At 60.4% G+C, this 16,206-nt stretch carries 15 protein-coding genes and 4 pseudogenes; 14 read left to right on the top strand and 5 right to left on the bottom strand.

Annotated elements, in window-relative coordinates; all coding sequences use genetic code 11:
• Window positions 1-364: 364 nt before the first annotated feature.
• The 6 genes and pseudogenes from AB6803_RS29620 to AB6803_RS29595 all read left to right on the top strand — a co-directional run.
• Window positions 365-916: pseudogene (locus AB6803_RS29620) on the top strand (cytochrome ubiquinol oxidase subunit I); the annotation flags it as partial.
• The gene (locus AB6803_RS29615; protein WP_371112227.1) at window positions 913-1,515 is read left to right on the top strand and encodes a heme-copper oxidase subunit III; all 603 of its coding nucleotides are present in this window, start codon (window positions 913-915) and stop codon (window positions 1,513-1,515) included. The pseudogene AB6803_RS29620 and the gene AB6803_RS29615, both read left to right, overlap by 4 nt.
• Entirely contained in the window at window positions 1,512-1,823 is a 312-nt protein-coding gene (locus AB6803_RS29610) for a hypothetical protein (protein ID WP_371112226.1), read from the top strand. Before AB6803_RS29615 ends, AB6803_RS29610 begins: the two co-directional genes overlap by 4 nt.
• A 183-nt stretch (window positions 1,824-2,006) precedes the next feature.
• A pseudogene (locus tag AB6803_RS29605) lies at window positions 2,007-2,192 on the top strand (cytochrome c oxidase assembly protein); the annotation flags it as partial.
• A gap of 94 nt (window positions 2,193-2,286) precedes the next feature.
• Window positions 2,287-2,493, top strand: a pseudogene (locus AB6803_RS29600) (cytochrome c oxidase assembly protein); the annotation flags it as partial.
• A gap of 279 nt (window positions 2,494-2,772) precedes the next feature.
• Complete coding sequence (locus tag AB6803_RS29595) at window positions 2,773-3,099, top strand: cytochrome c family protein (protein WP_371112288.1); 327 nt, start codon at window positions 2,773-2,775, stop codon at window positions 3,097-3,099.
• A gap of 5 nt (window positions 3,100-3,104) precedes the next feature.
• On the opposite strand, the gene AB6803_RS29590 is transcribed toward AB6803_RS29595, so the two are convergent.
• From AB6803_RS29590 to AB6803_RS29575, 4 genes are all read right to left on the bottom strand, one after another.
• A complete protein-coding gene (locus AB6803_RS29590) occupies window positions 3,105-4,013 on the bottom strand; it encodes a cytochrome c (protein WP_371112225.1) in 909 nt (302 codons plus the stop codon).
• A 93-nt stretch (window positions 4,014-4,106) separates the two neighbouring features.
• The gene (locus AB6803_RS29585) at window positions 4,107-4,619 is read right to left on the bottom strand and encodes a ferritin-like domain-containing protein (RefSeq protein WP_371112224.1); all 513 of its coding nucleotides are present in this window, start codon (window positions 4,617-4,619) and stop codon (window positions 4,107-4,109) included.
• 76 nt (window positions 4,620-4,695) lie between these two features.
• Window positions 4,696-5,757: a Gfo/Idh/MocA family protein gene (locus tag AB6803_RS29580; RefSeq protein WP_371112223.1), complete on the bottom strand. Its 1,062-nt coding sequence runs from the start codon at window positions 5,755-5,757 to the stop codon at window positions 4,696-4,698.
• A complete protein-coding gene (locus AB6803_RS29575) occupies window positions 5,754-6,743 on the bottom strand; it encodes a zinc-binding dehydrogenase (RefSeq protein WP_371112222.1) in 990 nt (329 codons plus the stop codon). Before AB6803_RS29575 ends, AB6803_RS29580 begins: the two co-directional genes overlap by 4 nt.
• 283 nt (window positions 6,744-7,026) lie before the next feature.
• Between AB6803_RS29575 and AB6803_RS29570 the strand changes: the two genes are divergently transcribed.
• The 8 genes from AB6803_RS29570 (at window position 7,027) to AB6803_RS29535 (ending at window position 15,490) form a co-directional block, all read left to right on the top strand.
• A complete protein-coding gene (locus AB6803_RS29570; protein ID WP_371112287.1) occupies window positions 7,027-8,133 on the top strand; it encodes an NAD-dependent epimerase/dehydratase family protein in 1,107 nt (368 codons plus the stop codon).
• A complete protein-coding gene (locus AB6803_RS29565; protein ID WP_371112221.1) occupies window positions 8,130-9,200 on the top strand; it encodes an NAD-dependent epimerase/dehydratase family protein in 1,071 nt (356 codons plus the stop codon). The genes AB6803_RS29570 and AB6803_RS29565 overlap by 4 nt, the downstream gene beginning before the upstream one ends.
• Window positions 9,201-9,286: 86 nt before the next feature.
• Window positions 9,287-10,360 carry a glycosyltransferase family 4 protein gene (locus tag AB6803_RS29560; protein WP_371112286.1) on the top strand — a complete coding sequence of 358 codons (1,074 nt, stop codon included), beginning with the start codon at window positions 9,287-9,289 and terminating at the stop codon, window positions 10,358-10,360.
• Between the two features lie 3 nt (window positions 10,361-10,363).
• Window positions 10,364-11,482, top strand: coding sequence for a glycosyltransferase (locus AB6803_RS29555; RefSeq protein ID WP_371112220.1), 1,119 nt, complete (start codon window positions 10,364-10,366; stop codon window positions 11,480-11,482).
• Window positions 11,479-12,567, top strand: coding sequence for a glycosyltransferase (locus AB6803_RS29550; RefSeq protein ID WP_371112219.1), 1,089 nt, complete (start codon window positions 11,479-11,481; stop codon window positions 12,565-12,567). Before AB6803_RS29555 ends, AB6803_RS29550 begins: the two co-directional genes overlap by 4 nt.
• Window positions 12,564-13,670 carry a glycosyltransferase gene (locus AB6803_RS29545; protein WP_371112218.1) on the top strand — a complete coding sequence of 369 codons (1,107 nt, stop codon included), beginning with the start codon at window positions 12,564-12,566 and terminating at the stop codon, window positions 13,668-13,670. Before AB6803_RS29550 ends, AB6803_RS29545 begins: the two co-directional genes overlap by 4 nt.
• A gap of 19 nt (window positions 13,671-13,689) precedes the next feature.
• The gene (locus AB6803_RS29540) at window positions 13,690-14,721 is read left to right on the top strand and encodes a UDP-glucuronic acid decarboxylase family protein (protein ID WP_371112217.1); all 1,032 of its coding nucleotides are present in this window, start codon (window positions 13,690-13,692) and stop codon (window positions 14,719-14,721) included.
• A gap of 1 nt (window position 14,722) precedes the next feature.
• Entirely contained in the window at window positions 14,723-15,490 is a 768-nt protein-coding gene (locus AB6803_RS29535; protein WP_371112216.1) for a TIGR04290 family methyltransferase, read from the top strand.
• A gap of 566 nt (window positions 15,491-16,056) precedes the next feature.
• Here AB6803_RS29535 and AB6803_RS29530 read toward each other — a convergent pair.
• Window positions 16,057-16,206, bottom strand: a pseudogene (locus AB6803_RS29530) (IS701 family transposase); the annotation flags it as partial.

Raw genomic sequence — 16,206 nt, 5'->3', positions numbered from 1 at the left:
CAATCACGTCTGCCACCGCATTTGCAGATTTGCAGTCGATCCGCTTGCGGCCCACGCGTTCCCGCGCGACCGTGTCCGCCCTCTTTTGCTGCGCGGTTACGCCACAACCTCTGTGGCGGGCATAGGTTCCCTATCGAGTGTGCCGTTCTCCGTTTCGTCGTCCGCCATGACCAGCGTCACTGGCAATTTGCGTTGCGAGACTGATTTGCCAGAAAAGCGGAAAATATCTAAAGGAGGGAACCATTCAGGAAGAGCCGCGACATTTCACTAAGAGCGCATTCGCTTCGGCAAGCAGAATGGCGCCGCTCCAACCGCCAAAAATCATAGCGCCGGGATGAGGCATGATCGACGCCTTGCGCCGGCATTCCAGATGCACATTTTGGGGCTCGAAGGCATGCTGCGGCGCATCTACACCTATCAGCCGGAGATGCCCTGGGCGGGAATGAACCTGTTCATCAGCCTGAGCTCCGTCGTCCTCTCCCTCGGCTTCCTCCTCTTCTTCATCGATGTGATCCGCAGCGTCTGGTCGGGGCTGGCGGCAGGTCCAACCCCCTTGGGAGCCTCGACGCTCGAATGGGCGGCGCCGTCACCGCCGTCGTGTTTCAATTTCCGCCGCATTCCAGTCGTCGGCGATCGTGATCTGCTGTGGATCTGGCCGGATGAATTGCCGGTTGCGGCCGCGCTGCGCACCGACCGGCGTGAATTGATCGTCAGCAGCGACGTGCAGGCACAGCCGGAGGCGAGTGAATCATCACCGCGCAATTCGATCTGGCCGCTTTGGGCGGCGCTTGCCACCTCCGTGATGCTAATCTGGTCGATATTCACGCCCCAGGCCGTCGTTTAGGGAGGGATTCCGATCGCCATTGCGTTAACGGGCTGGTTCTGGCCGAAGCAGACCCCGGAGGATGAATCGTGAAGGAGCGCGTGGTACTCGATGTTTCAAAATTGCCGCCGCATGGCATGGGCACGGCAAGGCCGACCTGGCGGGGAACATGCGCCTTCATGCTCATCGAAGGCACCGCGTTCGCGCCGGTCATCGCCATCTATTTCTATCTGACGAGCCTTGCCCCGCAATGGCCGCCCGGCGCGCCGGCACCCGGCTTTATTCCAGGGACATTCCTGGCGGCGATGCTGCTCGCAAGCGTCGTGCCGGATATCCTCCTGTCCCGCTGGGCACGGCAACGAAATCTCCGCAAGATTCGGCTCGGACTTATCGTCATGTCGCTGCTCGGGGCAGCACCGCTGGCGCTCCGCGCCTTCGAATTCACCGCCCTGCATGTGCGCTGGGACGACAATGCTTACGGGTCGATTATCTGGACCATGCTTGGCCTTCATACGACCCATATCATCACCGACCTCATCGACTCGCTGGTGCTGACCTGCCTGATGTTTTCTCGGCATGCCGACAATCCGCGCCGATACGGCGATGTCGAGGACAATGCGATGTATTGGAACTTTGTGGTGGTCGCCTGGATTCCTCTCTATGCCTGTATTTATTGGGTGCCACGCCTATGATGAAGATTGCGGCAAGATATGGCGGATTGACGATCGCTCCCCTTGTCTGGGCCATCAACACCCAACTCGGCTTGATCCTTCCCCATGTCGATTGCCACAGCCGCGCGCGCTGGTCGGTCGTCGCGTCCGCAGGGGCGGTTTTTCTGGTGATGGTGAGCGTTGCGGTATCCGGCGCGGGTTCGATGTCAGGCGAGCCTCGAACGAGACTGTTCGTCCGGTATCTCAGCATTGTGACCGGCCTCGTCTTCGCTTTCGCGCTGATTCTGCAGGGGGAAGCGGCATGGCTCTTCTACGCATGCGAACACTAGGCGCCCTCATGCTGCTGCTCATCGCGGCGGAGCCGGCGAGCGCGCATGGTGCGGAGGCGCATCTGTTCAATTCAGTCTGGACGACTGACCCTTGGATCGTGACGCCGATGGCTATCACAACCTACCTCTACGGCTGGGGTTCCTGGAAACTATGGCGGTCGCGCTCGGACAAGCCGTCCCATCATGATGAAACGCGCTCTTTGCTATTGGGCAGGCTGGCTGACCTTGGCCGGCGCGTTGTTATCTCCGCTGCACTGGCTTGGGGAGCATCTTTTTGCCTTCCACATGATCGAGCATGAAACCATCATGGCGGTTTCCGCACCATTGATCGTGATCGCCCGCTCCATTGCCGCGTTCTTGTGGGGCATGCCGGACCGACCGAGGCGTTGGACAGGCAGAGCCATGAGGCGAGGGCCCGTGCGGAGGATGTGGCGCTGGTCGAGCGGGGGGAACCAATGCCGCCCTGCTGCATGCCGTCGCCATATGGGCCTGGCACGCGCCTGTCCTGTTCGACGCCGCCGTCACGGATGTCGTGTTTCATCGCCTGCAGCATCTGAGCTTTTTCCTTACGGCTATCCTGTTCTGGTGGTCCATCTTCTGGCGCAGCAATCGCGGCGTCGCCGCATGGCATCTATTTCTGACCATGTTGCACACCGGCGCTCTCGGCGCCCTGATGGCGCTCGCTCCGCGTGTCCTTTATGTCGACCAGACACGCGAGGCCGCTTTATGGCGGCTTACCCGCTTGAGGACCAGCAACTGGCTGGAATGGTCATGTGGATTCCGGCGGGAACGATTTATGCCGGTGCCGCATTGGCAATGGCGACGCTGTGGATGGCAAACGCCGGCAGGGGAGTGGATCATGTTCCGCGCATTCGCCCTTCATAGGTATCGCGGCGCCTGGCTGGGTGCTGTCGCCGCCGGAGTACTGACGGCCCTGATCGGCGCGAACATGGTCAAGGACACGCAGCAACGTCTGCAGGCCGCACGCGTGCTCACTGGCGGCGATCCCTCCCGCGCCCCAGCGATCTTTCGCCGCTTCGGGTGCACGGGCTGCCCCGTGATCCCTGGAATAGCCGGTGCGGACGGTCAGGTCGGTGGCTCGTTGTCGAACCTTCGAAGCCGGGTGTATATCGCGGGCGTAGTGAATAATACCGGTGACAATCTCGTCCGCTGGATCATGGCGCCGCAAGCTTTCTCGCCCAACACGGCGATGCCGAAAACCGGGATTTCGGAAGCCGAAGCGCGCGATCTGGCAGCCTATCTCTACGCACACTGAATGGCTTAAGGGCGCGGCGTTGGACGCGCGGGCAGCGCCTTGATGTAGCGCGCGATGGCGTCGCGGTCGCTTTGCGGCAACGTGGCCATGTTGGCGACGACCTCGGCCATCGACGATCCGGCGCGGCCATGGTCCGGCGTGTTGCCGCTTCTCAGCATCTCGGCGATGTCGGCTTCGGACCAGTGTCCAATTCGGCTTGGCGTGATGTTGGGAATGAAACCGGTGCCGTCGGGATCCGGTCCGCCGGCAAACCGTATCTTAGCCCTGATCGCGCCGAAGAGATTGCGCGAGGAATGGCATTCCGCGCAATGGCCGACGGTCTCGACCAGATAGCCGCCGCGATCGAGCACAGCGTCGCCGGTCATGGGTGCCTGCGATTGCCCTTCGTGGAAGAAAGCGAGCTTCCATAAGCCCAGGAGACGACGGATACGAAACAGGAAGAACAGATCGTGAGGGGGCGGACGCCCGGAAACCGGCGCCAATGTTTTCAGGTAGGCCCGCAGATCCATGATGTCTCCGATCCGCATGCCAGTATAGCTCGAATAGGGAAATGCAGGATAATAGTGCTGATGTCTTGGCGAGGTTCCGCCGATCATGGCATTGGCGAGGTCGGCCGTGCTCCAGGTTCCTATGCCATCGATGGGGTCGGATGAAATGTTGGGCGGGCGGAACGTCCCGAAGGGCGATGCAAGCGCGAGACCTCCACCCAGTCTTAAACGATCCTTCTGGCCGGGCGTTGCGTGACAGGATGCGCAGTCGCCGGCGGCAAAGACGAGGCGGCCTCGTGCCGGATCGCCGTCGCCCTGGAGGCGGGGATCGCCCGCCGTAAAGGGCACGGCGGGCGCCGTCAGGAACCAGATTGCGGAGGCAGCCAAGGCGACGGCGAGGCATAGCCAAACCAGAATACGCATCATTCTTCGACCAATCCTGCAGATGCCTCCGTGAAGGCGCTCCCATAGAACTGGCGATCGAACTATCCGTTCCGTTTTTATGGGTGGTGGGTCTCGTCAGACCTTGGCGGTCTTGCCTTCCTCCCGCAGCAGCAGGAATTTGCGAGTGACGGCCGCCAGGTTTTCGTCAAGCCATTTCGCCATCGCCTGCTCCTCGGCGAGGTTGGACTGCAAGGCGGTTTTCGCCGCGCTGAAGCTGCCGGCATCCGCGATCGTCAGCAGGGATTTATAGGCGGCGATTTCAAAGTTTTCGAATGCGAAGTTGGCGAAGGAATTCTTCAGGATCTCGTCACCGGCGATGGTGTGACCCATCGCCGTCATCGTACCCGTGAAGGAAAGCGCGATGTCCTTGAATGCCGAATGGCTCTCGTCCAACCCGTCGAGGACTTCCTCAAGGCGTGCGATCTGCCCTTCGGTTTCCCGAATATGCTGCTCGAGCTTCGCGGCGACTTCGGGATAGGTTTCGATGCGCGACAGTTGCGGCTTCATGATGCTGAGAGCCTGGTTTTCCATCGCGTGCGCATTTCGCAGGCCGACGACAAACACATCGCGGATTTCGTTCTCTGCCATGGTGTTCTCCATTGGTTGGGGCTTCCGAACCTTGACATGTCCAAGTTGTTCCCGCAGGGGAAACCGACCGGGCCAATCAGATCGATCCGGCGGACGCGCCCGGCGGGTTGCGTTGGCGGCCATAGATGGCGTCGAGGACGCTGGCGGCGTCGATCAATCGTTCGCATTCGGGATCGTAGGTTTCACCGGCGGCCAGCCGCGTCGCCCATTCGGCGGCGGCGCGACCGCCCCAGTCGTCCGGCGGCGCGGTCAGGACCTCCGCCTGCGTTCCGCGGTGATGCTCGGCGATGAAATCGTAAAAGGACCCGTCGACATTGCGCAAAGCCGCCCCACCCTTGGTTCCATGGAAATCGGCGCCGATAACGGCGTCGCAACCCGCATGCAGGCGCCATGAGCAGGTCAGCCGCAGTATGGCACCGGTCGACAGCGTGGCCGTGGCCACGGCAAAATCCTCGACCTCATTACCATCAGCGCGGATCGGGACACCTTGCCGGAATAGATTGCTTTCGATCCGCGTAATCGTCGGAAAGTCGAGGGTCCAAAGTGCAAGGTCCGCCAGGTGAATGCCGAGGTCCATGACGCATCCGCCGCCGGAGAGCGCCTTGTCATAGAACCAGTCCTTGTCCGGCCCATAGGCATTGTGAAACACCATGTCGACCGCGAAGATCTCGCCAAGATCGCCCCTGCGGACGAGGTCGCGGATACTGCGCATGCCTTCTGTGTGGCGATAGGAAAGATCGACGCCCAGGAGCCTGTCCGCTTTCCGGGACGCTTCGACGACGTGTTCGACCTCCTGTCGGGTACGGCCAAGCGGCTTTTGGCAGAAGACCGCAACCCCGCGCCTCAAGGCTTCGATCGACTGTCGGGCATGCAAAGCGCTGGGCGTGGCGATGACGACGCCGTCAAGCTCCTTGTCCAGCAGTGCTTCGAAAGACGTGGCAATGTCCGCCGCGGGCGCGAGTTTTCGCGCCTCCTCCGCCATGGTCTGTGAAGGGTCGCAGATCGCGACCGCCTCGACCATCCCGGTGTCCAGAATAGCATTCATGCGATGCCGGCCGATCCAGCCGACGCCCAGAAAGCCGATCCTGGGAGCGCGGATGGCGCTTCGATGTTCGTTTTTGCTGCTGCTTCCACTCATGCGTAAACAACCAGGGCCTTGAGGAATCCATCCGGGCGATCGCGCGTCATGTTCAGCGCGTCGTCCAGGCGCTCCAGCGGAAAACGGTGGGTAAGAAGCGGCCAGGGATCGAGACGTCCGGCTTGGATCGCGGCAATAGCATCGCGAATGCCCTGGATATACATGGCAGGATCGCGCTCGTGTGCATTGACGACATCAAGCCCGCGCCAGTTCCACAATTGCATATTGATCTGCCTCGGTCCGTCCTGATGGTAACCGGCAACAATCAGCCGACCGCGTTCGCGGGTCAGTTCCGCGGCAAGATCGAGCGGCCACGGCTTGCCGACCGCCTCGATCACCCGATCGCAAAACCGGTCCTGCGTCAGCTGCTTTACCTTTTCGATGATCTGCCAATGATCATCCAATAAAATCGTCTCGACCGCGCCCGCCCGTCTGGCGAGATCGAGTGAAAAGGGTCGGCGGGAAAGTGCGATGACGCGCGCTCCGGCCGCCGCGCAGAGCTGTGTCAGCAAAGCGCCGAGAAAGCCGATACCGACTATGGCGACCGTCTGCCCCGCCTTGATGTCGCTGCGCTTGAAGATGTTCAGGGCGCAACCCAGGGGTTCGCCGGGAAACGGTTGACCGTCGAATTCGCCGGGCAGGCGGACGACGGCATTCTCATCGGCGATATCGTGCGTGGCATAGGCATGATGACCCAGTGTCGCGACGCGGTCGCCGATACCAACGCTTTCGACATTTTCTCCGACGGCATCGACGATACCCCAGCCCTCGTGACCGAGCCCTCCGGGCTCGGTTGGAAATTGCATCCACTCGGGTCCTGCCCATGGCGTCAAATTGGAAGCGCAAACGCCACAGCCCTCCAGCACAACCCGGATTTGCCCGGCCCCTGGTTTTGGCAGGGGCAGGGTTTCCATGCGCAGCTGTCCGGGTCCGGAAACGACGGCGGCTTTCATCGTCCGCGCTTGTACCGGTGTGATCGCATTCATCGCATCCTCCTGCGGAATTTCGTTTGAGCAGCGCATGCCGGTCGCGCCACGAGGCCCGCCTAACTGTCCTGGCCCAGGCTTGTTCCTGAAGAAGTTGTTGATGAAGAAGAAGCCGGTATTCGCCGTCGTCATTGGCGGCGTGCCGCGCTCAAGCTCGAAAAGCCGGCCAGCGTGTCATTGATGAAGTCAAGGAAGATAATGATGTCATAGCTTGAGGAACATTCCTTGCGGCTCATGGTTGGGGGCGGTCAAAAGCTCTTCAATCCACAGCTCAAGGTGAATGATGTCACGTATTCTTGTCACTGGTGGTTGCGGCTTCATTGGCCGTCACGTCACGGAAGAACTTCTCGAAAATGGATACACGGTCCGCATTCTCGATGCGCTGATCGACCAGGTGCATGGCGACGCCGACGCTCAGTTGTCGAGTGCGGCGGAGATCATCCGCGCCGATGTGCGCGACAAACAGGCCGTCCGGCAGGCATTGCAGGATGTCGATGGAGTCGTTCATCTCGCCGCGGAGGTCGGTGTCGGGCAGTCGATGTACGAAATCGCCCGCTATGTCGGCGGTAACGATTTCGGCACTGCGGTCCTCCTCGAGGCGATGATCGGTCTCCCGATCAAGCGCGTTGTCGTCGCCTCTTCCATGAGTGTCTATGGTGAGGGGATGTACGTCTCGGGATCGGGGGAACGCTTCGGCTCCATACGCCGAAACAGCGCGCGGAACAGGCAAGGACAATGGAATCCCATCGGCCCGAATGGCGAGGCGCTTGTTCCGGCTCCCACCGACGAGGAAAAGCCGGTCGATCTTGCATCGATATATGCCCTCACCAAATTCGCACAGGAGCGGCAGATGCTGATCTTCGGCGGCGCCTATGAGGTCGAGGCGGTGGCGCTGCGGCTTTTCAACGTGTTCGGCGCCGGTCAGGCACTCTCCAATCCCTATACAGGCGTGCTTGCGAACTTCGCGTCCCGCCTTGCCAACGGCCAGCCGCCGATGATTTTCGAAGACGGCGAGCAGCGGCGGGACTTCGTGCATGTGCGCGATGTCGCCCGCGCGTTTCGTCTGGCCCTGGAGCAGCCGCAAGCGCCGGGCCATGTCATCAATATCGGCAGCGGTCAGGCTTACACGATCTCTCAAGTCGCCATGTTGTTGGCCGACGCGATGGGGTTGCCGGAAGTCAGGCCCGACATCACCGGCAAAGCCCGTTCGGGCGATATCCGTCATTGCTTCGCCGATATTTCCAAAGCCAGGGAACTGCTCGGCTTCAAACCACAGCACCGACTGGACAACTCTCTGGCTCCGTTCGCCGAATGGGTTCTCGCGACCGGAGCGGTCGACCGGAATGCCGAGATGACGAGGCATCTTCAAGAGCGGGGGCTTATGTCATGAGACGGGAAATCGCGCCCATTGTCGTCGTCGGAGGTAGCGGCTTCATCGGCAGCAATCTTGCCGACAGCTATCTGAGGGACGGCGAGGAAGTTATAATCCTCGACAATCTCAGCCGTCCCGGAGTGGATAAGAATCTCCGTTGGCTCAAGGGCAATCATGGCGACCGCGTTCATCCGGTGCTTGCCGACATCCGCGATCTCGGCGCCATAGAGCCCGTCTTTTCCGATGCAAAAGCGGTCTTCCATCTTGCCGCCCAGACGGCGGTGACGACGAGCCTGCTTCATCCGATCCATGATTTCGAGACCAATGCGCGAGGAACCCTCAATGTGTTGGAGGCGGTGCGCAAGGCGGGCGGCAAGGCGCCGCTCGTTTTTGCCAGCACCAACAAGGTCTACGGCGGCATCGATGAAATTGCGATGGCGGAGTTCGACGACCGGTACATTCCGACTGACGAAGTGCTGCGTGCCCATGGTTTCGGCGAGGAGCGGAAACTGGATTTCTGCACGCCTTATGGCTGCTCGAAGGGGGTCGCCGACCAGTATGTACTGGATTATGCCAAATCATACGGCATGGCGACGGCCGCGCTACGGATGAGCTGCATCTATGGGCCGCGCCAATTCGGCACGGAAGACCAGGGTTGGGTCGCTCATTTTTTAATCTGCGCATTGAGAGGCGACAGAATTTCGATCTATGGCGATGGCAAGCAGGTGCGCGACATATTGCATGTGAAGGATGCCGTTGCCGCCTATCGGGCGCTGTTGCGGTCGATCGACGACGTCAAAGGCAAAGCCTTCAATCTCGGCGGCGGCCCGCAAAACGCCGTCAGCATTCGCATCGCCCTGCGCGAGATCGAACAAATGACCGCCCGTCCGATCGAGACGGTGAACGCCGACTGGCGCGCCGGCGACCAGCTTTACTTCGTCGCAGATACGAGAGCGTTGCAACAGGCCGTCGGTTGGAAGCCTGAGATCACATGGCGCGAGGGCATCCGTGACCTTCGCGACTGGCTGGTCGAAAATCGCTTCGCGGCCGCGCGGATTCGTCAACCAAGGAGGGCGACGGCATGAATGGCACATTGTTGGGCCTGGATCAGGCACGCCTTCCGCTGGATGACTATTTTCGAACCCGTATCGCCCGCCCGCGCCGTGTCCTGATGACCGTCGATGCCGTTGGCGGCGTCTGGCGCTATGCGATGGACATCGCAAGGGCTCTGAGGCAATGCGATATCCAGACGATCTTTGCTGGTCTCGGGCCGGAGCCATCCCCAGAGCAATCGCGGGAAGCTCGCGAGATCGGAACCTTGACCTGGCTTAACGCTCCCCTCGACTGGACGGCGGAATGCGAGGATCGGCTTGATGTCATTCCCGGTCTCCTGGCGCGGTTGGCGGACGAATATTCGATCGATATGCTCCATCTCAATTTGCCGTCGCAGGCAGCAGGCCTCGATATCGATTTGCCGGTGGTGGTGGTTTCGCATTCCTGTGTCATCACCTGGTTCAATATCGTCCGTGGCTGCGAGCTTCCCGAGGCATGGCTTTGGCAGGAACGCCGCAACAGGCGAGGGTTCGATCGCGCGGATGCGGTCATGGCACCGAGCCGCAGCCATGCCGACGCGCTTCGCCGCACCTACGGGATGATCGCCAACCTCGACGTTGTTTACAATTCGACCCGTTTCGAACCGCCGTCGGTGGAGAAAGAGGACTTCGTGCTGGCGGTCGGCCGATGGTGGGACGATGGCAAGAACGGCGCTGTTCTGGATGAGGCCGCGAGCCTTTGCCCCACGCGCGTGCTGATGGCGGGCCCGGCCGAGGGACCCGCCGGTCAGCACATTGCCATCAGCCACGCCGTTCTTCTCGGCGAGATGCCGCATCAACAGGTGACGATGTTCATGGCGAGAGCCGGGATCGTGGTGTCTCCGTCGGTCTATGAGCCTTTCGGGCTTGCCGCTCTCGAAGGAGCACGCGCCGGTGCCGCGCTGGTATTGGCCGATATTCCCACCTATCGGGAGCTCTGGAATGGCGCGGCGCTGTTCGCCGATCCGCATGATCCCAGATCGTTCGCCGATGCGATCAACAGGCTCTCGGCCGACGGCACCATGCGAACCGCCCTCGGCGCACTGGCGCAGATGCGGTCGCGCGAATTCGCAGCGGATGTGCAGTGCCTGTCGCTGTTGAATGTCTATGCGAACGCCATGCAGCATGCCGGCAAGAATGCGGTAACGGGGTAGGCCATGAAGTTCATTTTCTACACTCATTCGCTTGTTTCGGACTGGAATCACGGTAACGCGCATTTCCTGCGCGGGATCATGCGGGATCTCATCAGGCGCGGCCATGACGTCGCGGCTCTGGAGCCCGCGGGATCCTGGAGCCGCGCCAATATGTTGAGAGACCAAGGGCCGAGCGCGATCGAGGCCTTCCATCGCGCCTTCCCGATGCTGCGTTCGACTGTCTATGACGATGCCTTCGACCACGAGGCTGCGGTAGGCGAGGCGGATGTCGTTATCGTGCATGAATGGACCGATCCGGCGCTGATTGCTCGCCTCGGCAAAGCGCGGCGGCAAGGCGGCAAGTTCACGCTCATTTTCCACGATACCCATCATCGGGCCGTGTCGGCGCACGGCGACATAGCTGCCCTTGATCTTGAGAACTACGACATCGTCCTGGCTTTCGGCGAGACCTTGAGGGAGCGCTATCTCCGGGCGGGGTGGGGACGGAATGTCTTTACCTGGCATGAGGCTGCCGACGAGGCACTGTTCAGGCCCATGCCCGATGTCGAGAAGACGGGCGACGTGATCTGGATCGGCAATTGGGGCGATGACGAGCGCAGCGCCGAAATCGCCTCGTTCCTGATCGATCCGAGCCGCAGCCTTGGCCAGAATACGGCGTGGACCGTGCGAGGGGTGCGTTATCCCCCGCAGGCGCTGGACGCTCTTCGCGAAGCTGGCATCGGCTATGGTGGCTGGATCGCCAATGCCGACGTTCCGCGGGCCTTCGCGGAGAATCGCGTCACGATGCACATTCCAAGACGCCCCTATGTGGAGGCGCTGCCGGGTATTCCCACCATTCGCATGTTCGAGGCGCTTGCCTGCGGCATCCCCTTGGTATCTGCCCCCTGGGACGATGCGGAGGGGTTGTTCAAGCCGGGTGAGGATTTTCTCTTTGCCAGAAATGGAGACGAGATGACACGCTTGTTGCGCGAGGTTCTCTCCGATCAGGATTTCGCCGCGGATCTGGCGGCTTGCGGACTTAAGACCGTTCGGGCGCGCCACACCTGCCGTCACCGCGTCGATGAACTGTTCGGCATTCTCGCCCGGCATGACGTAATCGGTGAACAGGAGGTAGTGGTATGAAAATCGCGTTTTATGGATCGAGCCTCCTTTCCGCCTATTGGAACGGCGCGGCCACCTATTATCGTGGTCTGCTTCGCTCCCTGGCCGAGCGAGGGTATCAGATCACCTTCTACGAGCCGGATATTTATGAACGGCAGCAGAATCGTGACATCGACCCGCCGGCCTGGTGCGACGTGGTGGTCTATGAAGGCACGATTCCGGCGTTGAAGGATGTTGCCGTCGAGGCGGCGCTCGCGGATATCGTGATCAAGGCAAGCGGCGTCGGTTTCGAGGACGACTTGCTCCTGGAGCAGGTAATGACGGCCGCCCGCCCGGCCGCGCTGAAAATATTCTGGGATGTCGATGCTCCAGCAACCCTTGCCGAATTGAAGGGCTTGCCGGAGCATCCGCTTCGGAAGGCGCTTGCCGATCTCGATCTGGTTCTGACCTATGGCGGCGGAGATCCTGTCGTGCAGGCCTATCGAGCCATGGGCGCGGTCGAGTGCATACCGATCTACAACGCGCTCGATCCGCAGACCCATCATCCTGTCGCGCCCGACTGCCGTTTCAAAGCCGACCTCGGTTTTCTCGGCAATCGGCTTCCGGATCGCGAAGCGCGCGTCGAGGCTTTCTTTCTCGATTCGGCGGCAGGCTTGAACAACCGGAGCTTTCTGCTCGGGGGATCGGGATGGCACGACAAGCCCATGGCGCCGAACGTCCACTATATCGGCCATGTCTCGACACGGGACCATAACGCCTTCAACGTGACGCCTAAGGCAGTGCTCAATATTTCTCGCGAGAGCATGGCCCAGAACGGCTTTTCGCCTGCCACGCGTGTCTTCGAAGCCGCGGGTGCCGGTGCGTGTTTGATCACGGACTATTGGGAAGGTATCGACCGTTTCCTGAAGCCGGACGAGGAGGTGCTGGTCGCCCGCGACGGAGGGGATGTTCGCGACATACTGACGGACCTCACCGACGAACATGCCGCGGCAATCGGCAGGAGAGCGCTTCAAAGGGTGCTTGCAGAACACACTTATCAGCACCGCGCCGTCGAGGTGGATCGCCTCTTCCGGTCGCACTTCGGCAGTAAGGAGGCAGCCGAATGAGCCGGTCTCTCGACATCATCATTCTCGGTCTGTCGCTGTCTTCTTCCTGGGGCAATGGCCACGCCACGACATTCCGGTCTCTTCTCAGGGGCTTGCATGCCGAGGGCCACAACGTCCTTTTTCTCGAACGCGATGTCCCCTGGTATGCGGCGGAGCGTGATCTGCCGGATCCGGACTTCTGCGAACTCTCCTATTACCGTTCGGTCGATGAACTCGCGGCACACTTTCGGCATCGCCTGATTTCGGCGGACGCCGTGATCATCGGCTCCTATGTGCCAGACGGCGTTGCCGTGATCGATGCGGTGGCCGCCCATAATCCCCGCCTTCTATGTTTTTACGACATCGATACGCCCGTAACGCTCGCCAAGCTCGATCGAAAGGACGAGGAATATGTCGCGCGCCGCCAGATGTCGCTGTTCGACATCTATTTTTCCTTCTCGGGCGGCGAGGTGATAGATCTGCTTGAAGAGCGCTATGGCGTGTTTCGCGGCGAAGCACTTTATTGCTCCGTCGACGCGGCGCGCTATAGGAATACGGGCGAGGCTCCGGAATGGGACCTTGGCTATCTTGGCACCTACAGTTCCGACCGTCAGCCCATGCTCGAGGAATTGCTGATCGCGCCGGCACGCCGGCTGCCGGAGATGCGCTTTGTCGTTGCCGGCCCGCGATATCCGGCGGACATGGAATGGCCGCCCAATATCGATCGCATCGAGCACCTGGCGCCGGATGATCATCCGTCCTTCTACAGCCGACAGAGATTCACGCTCAATTTGACGCGCGCAGACATGATCGCGGCCGGCTGGTCGCCGAGCGTTCGCCTCTTCGAAGCCGCGGCCTGCCGCACACCGATCATCAGCGACTTTTGGAAAGGCCTGGATGATCTGTTCCCGTCGGGCAAGGCGATTATCGTCGCTCGTGGCGCCGACGATGTGGTCGAGGTCCTGACAGGACTTTCGACGGAGAAGCAGCAGCGGATGGCGGATGCCGCCCGCGGCATTGTGCGCGCCGATCATACCGGCCGCGCTCGCGCAAGGCAATTGATCGCGGCGCTCAGCGATAGCGGCCGACGCGCCGATCAGTCAGTTCAAGGTGTTTCAGCGTAACAATGGAAGGAGAAACCGGATGCGGGATCGGACTAGAAAAAATATTCTCGTGGCTGGCGGTGCGGGTTTTGTCGGTTCGCATCTTTGCGACGCGCTTCTTGCCGGCGGCAACAGGGTCATCTGCGTCGACAGTTTTCTGACGAGTTCGCCCAGCAATGTCCTGCCGCTGCAGGAGCATGCCGATTTTGCCCTGATCGAGCATGATATCTGCGATGAGCTGGATATTGCCGAACCGCTCGACCAGATCTATAATTTGGCCTGCCCTGCCTCTCCGCCTTTCTATCAGGCCGACCCAATTCACACCATGATGACGAGCGTCGCCGGCACCGGCAATCTGCTGAAGCTTGCGGCGCATCATCGCGCATCGTTTCTGCAGGCGTCCACAAGTGAGGTTTATGGCGACCCTGAGATGCATCCGCAGCGGGAGGACTACTGGGGTCATGTCAATTGCATCGGACCGCGTGCCTGCTACGACGAAGGCAAGCGGGCTGCCGAAGCATTGTGCTTCGATAGCCTTCGCAGCGGTCAGGTGGATGCGCGGGTGGTGCGGATATTCAATACCTACGGTCCCCGCATGCAGCCCAATGATGGACGCATCGTCTCCAATCTCATCGTGCAGGCGCTGCGAAACGAGCCGTTGACGATCTACGGGGACGGGGCACAGACGCGCTCCTTCTGCTATGTTTCCGATCTGGTAGACGGACTGATCAGGCTGATGAACGTCCAACCGAATGCCGGCGTGCCAGTTAATCTCGGCAATCCCAGCGAGTTCACGATTGCCGAACTTGCCGACATGGTCCTGGCGATGGTGCCGACGCGATCGACGATCGTTCACAGGCCGTTGCCCGAAGATGATCCACAGCGCCGCCGCCCTGATATTTCGCGTGCCAATGAGTTGCTGCGATGGGAGCCCAAGGTTCCGCTGGCCGAGGGATTGGCGCATACGATCACCTGGTTCAGCCACACACTTGCCGAACAGCCGATCACACCGCACGCGGGCCGGCGGCATACACCGGCAGAGGATGCAACGGAACTGCCGCTCGGAGCTTGAGATGACTATCAATGTCAAAGAGCAGGAAGACTTGCGCCGACAAATTGCGGAACTGGGTCCCTGGTTTCATAATCTGCGGATCGGCGGCGTCGAAACCGCTCCCGATCACTTTCTCGGGGACTATCCGAGCTTCAAATGGCGACGTTTCAAGGACGTGGTGCCGGCAGATCTCAAAGGCCGAAGCGTCCTGGACATTGGCTGTAATGCCGGCTTCTATTCGCTGGAGATGAAGCGGCGCAACGCCGATCGCGTAGTCGCGATCGATACCGATCCGCATTATCTTCGCCAGGCAGAGTTCGTGGCGGCCCAAGCAGGCGTCGATATCGATTTTCGCCAGATGTCTGTCTACGAGGTGGCAAAGCTGAGCGAGAAATTCGATCTGGTGATCTTCATGGGCGTCCTTTATCACCTGCGCCATCCGCTTTTGGCTCTGGATCTGCTGCGCGAGCACGTCGTCGGCGATCTCATGCTCTTTCAGTGCATGCAGCGAGGCGTCGAAGAGACGTCGGCGGTGGCCGATGATTACGATTTTTCGGAGGGTGACATTTTCGATCGTTCCGACTACCCGAAGCTCTTCTTCATCGAGAACCGCTATGCCGGCGATCCGACCAATTGGTTCATACCGAACAAGGCGGCGGCGGAGGCAATGCTGCGAAGCGCAGGCTTTACTGTGCTGCAAAATCCGGAACCGGAGGTCTATCTTCTCGGTTGCGGAGAGCGTCATTATGCCGCCGAGATGCCGCCCATCTGTGATGTCAAAAAGAGTTGACGAGCGGATGACACAGTTAGTTCAGCCGGATGCGCTTAAGGCCTGCTGGGGTCCGCTTGTGTCAATTGTCGAGGCCTATCCTCGTGCCGCATCAGCTGCCGCTCGAACTATGATGTCGATGAAGGCAGCTTATCGATGACGCCAACAATGATGGCTGCCGGCAGGTGCGAATAGGATCTCAGCTTGGTGATGCCATCGTGCCCGATCAAGACTATTTCGAACTTATCGTTTCTCGGAAGAGGGACTTGAGCACCGCAAGATTCTCCTTTGTGCAAGCGCAACACGGCTTTTATCTGGCAAAAACAGCGCGGCTGCGAAGAAGAGGAGCAGCCCTAGGAAAACCGAGATCACGTTGTTGCTAACGGTCGTCTGATCATGTGGGCTCTTGCATAGGAATGCGGCAAGAGGCTCTTCTGTTGAGTTTCAGCTAGCACTACTTTGGCAGAATTGATTTTGGAGCCATTGGGAGCCGGAAGCGAATTCGGCAGTGCGGACATCGCTCAGGGGCTGGCGCAGGTGATAGTGCCTTGATGACAGCGCGTCGGATGGCTGGCAGTGTCGGCTTAGGCGGCCCGTGTTTCTTCCTTTTTTTCCCGCTTTACCTCGTGCAGACGCTGATGTTGCAAGAAAGCGTAAGCGATCATTGTCATCAGTGCGTGTCGGTGGAGGCCTTGCCAGGACCGGCCTTCGAAGTGATCGAGACCAAGCTCTTCCTT

It is taken from the genome of Rhizobium sp. RCC_161_2 (assembly GCF_041355235.1).
Lineage (GTDB): Bacteria > Pseudomonadota > Alphaproteobacteria > Rhizobiales > Rhizobiaceae > Rhizobium.
This window is presented reverse-complemented; position numbering and strand designations above follow the sequence as displayed.

Coding starts and splice junctions, on each gene's coding strand:
- AB6803_RS29595 (WP_371112288.1), top strand. CDS start 2,773: ATGGTCAAGGACACGCAGCAACGTCTGCAGGCCGCACGCGTGCTCACT.
- AB6803_RS29555 (WP_371112220.1), top strand. CDS start 10,364: ATGAAGTTCATTTTCTACACTCATTCGCTTGTTTCGGACTGGAATCAC.
- AB6803_RS29540 (WP_371112217.1), top strand. CDS start 13,690: ATGCGGGATCGGACTAGAAAAAATATTCTCGTGGCTGGCGGTGCGGGT.
- AB6803_RS29575 (WP_371112222.1), bottom strand. CDS start 6,743: ATGAATGCGATCACACCGGTACAAGCGCGGACGATGAAAGCCGCCGTC.
- AB6803_RS29565 (WP_371112221.1), top strand. CDS start 8,130: ATGAGACGGGAAATCGCGCCCATTGTCGTCGTCGGAGGTAGCGGCTTC.
- AB6803_RS29570 (WP_371112287.1), top strand. CDS start 7,027: ATGTCACGTATTCTTGTCACTGGTGGTTGCGGCTTCATTGGCCGTCAC.
- AB6803_RS29545 (WP_371112218.1), top strand. CDS start 12,564: ATGAGCCGGTCTCTCGACATCATCATTCTCGGTCTGTCGCTGTCTTCT.
- AB6803_RS29535 (WP_371112216.1), top strand. CDS start 14,723: ATGACTATCAATGTCAAAGAGCAGGAAGACTTGCGCCGACAAATTGCG.
- AB6803_RS29585 (WP_371112224.1), bottom strand. CDS start 4,619: ATGGCAGAGAACGAAATCCGCGATGTGTTTGTCGTCGGCCTGCGAAAT.
- AB6803_RS29550 (WP_371112219.1), top strand. CDS start 11,479: ATGAAAATCGCGTTTTATGGATCGAGCCTCCTTTCCGCCTATTGGAAC.
- AB6803_RS29560 (WP_371112286.1), top strand. CDS start 9,287: ATGACCGTCGATGCCGTTGGCGGCGTCTGGCGCTATGCGATGGACATC.
- AB6803_RS29590 (WP_371112225.1), bottom strand. CDS start 4,013: ATGATGCGTATTCTGGTTTGGCTATGCCTCGCCGTCGCCTTGGCTGCC.
- AB6803_RS29610 (WP_371112226.1), top strand. CDS start 1,512: ATGATGAAGATTGCGGCAAGATATGGCGGATTGACGATCGCTCCCCTT.
- AB6803_RS29580 (WP_371112223.1), bottom strand. CDS start 5,757: ATGAGTGGAAGCAGCAGCAAAAACGAACATCGAAGCGCCATCCGCGCT.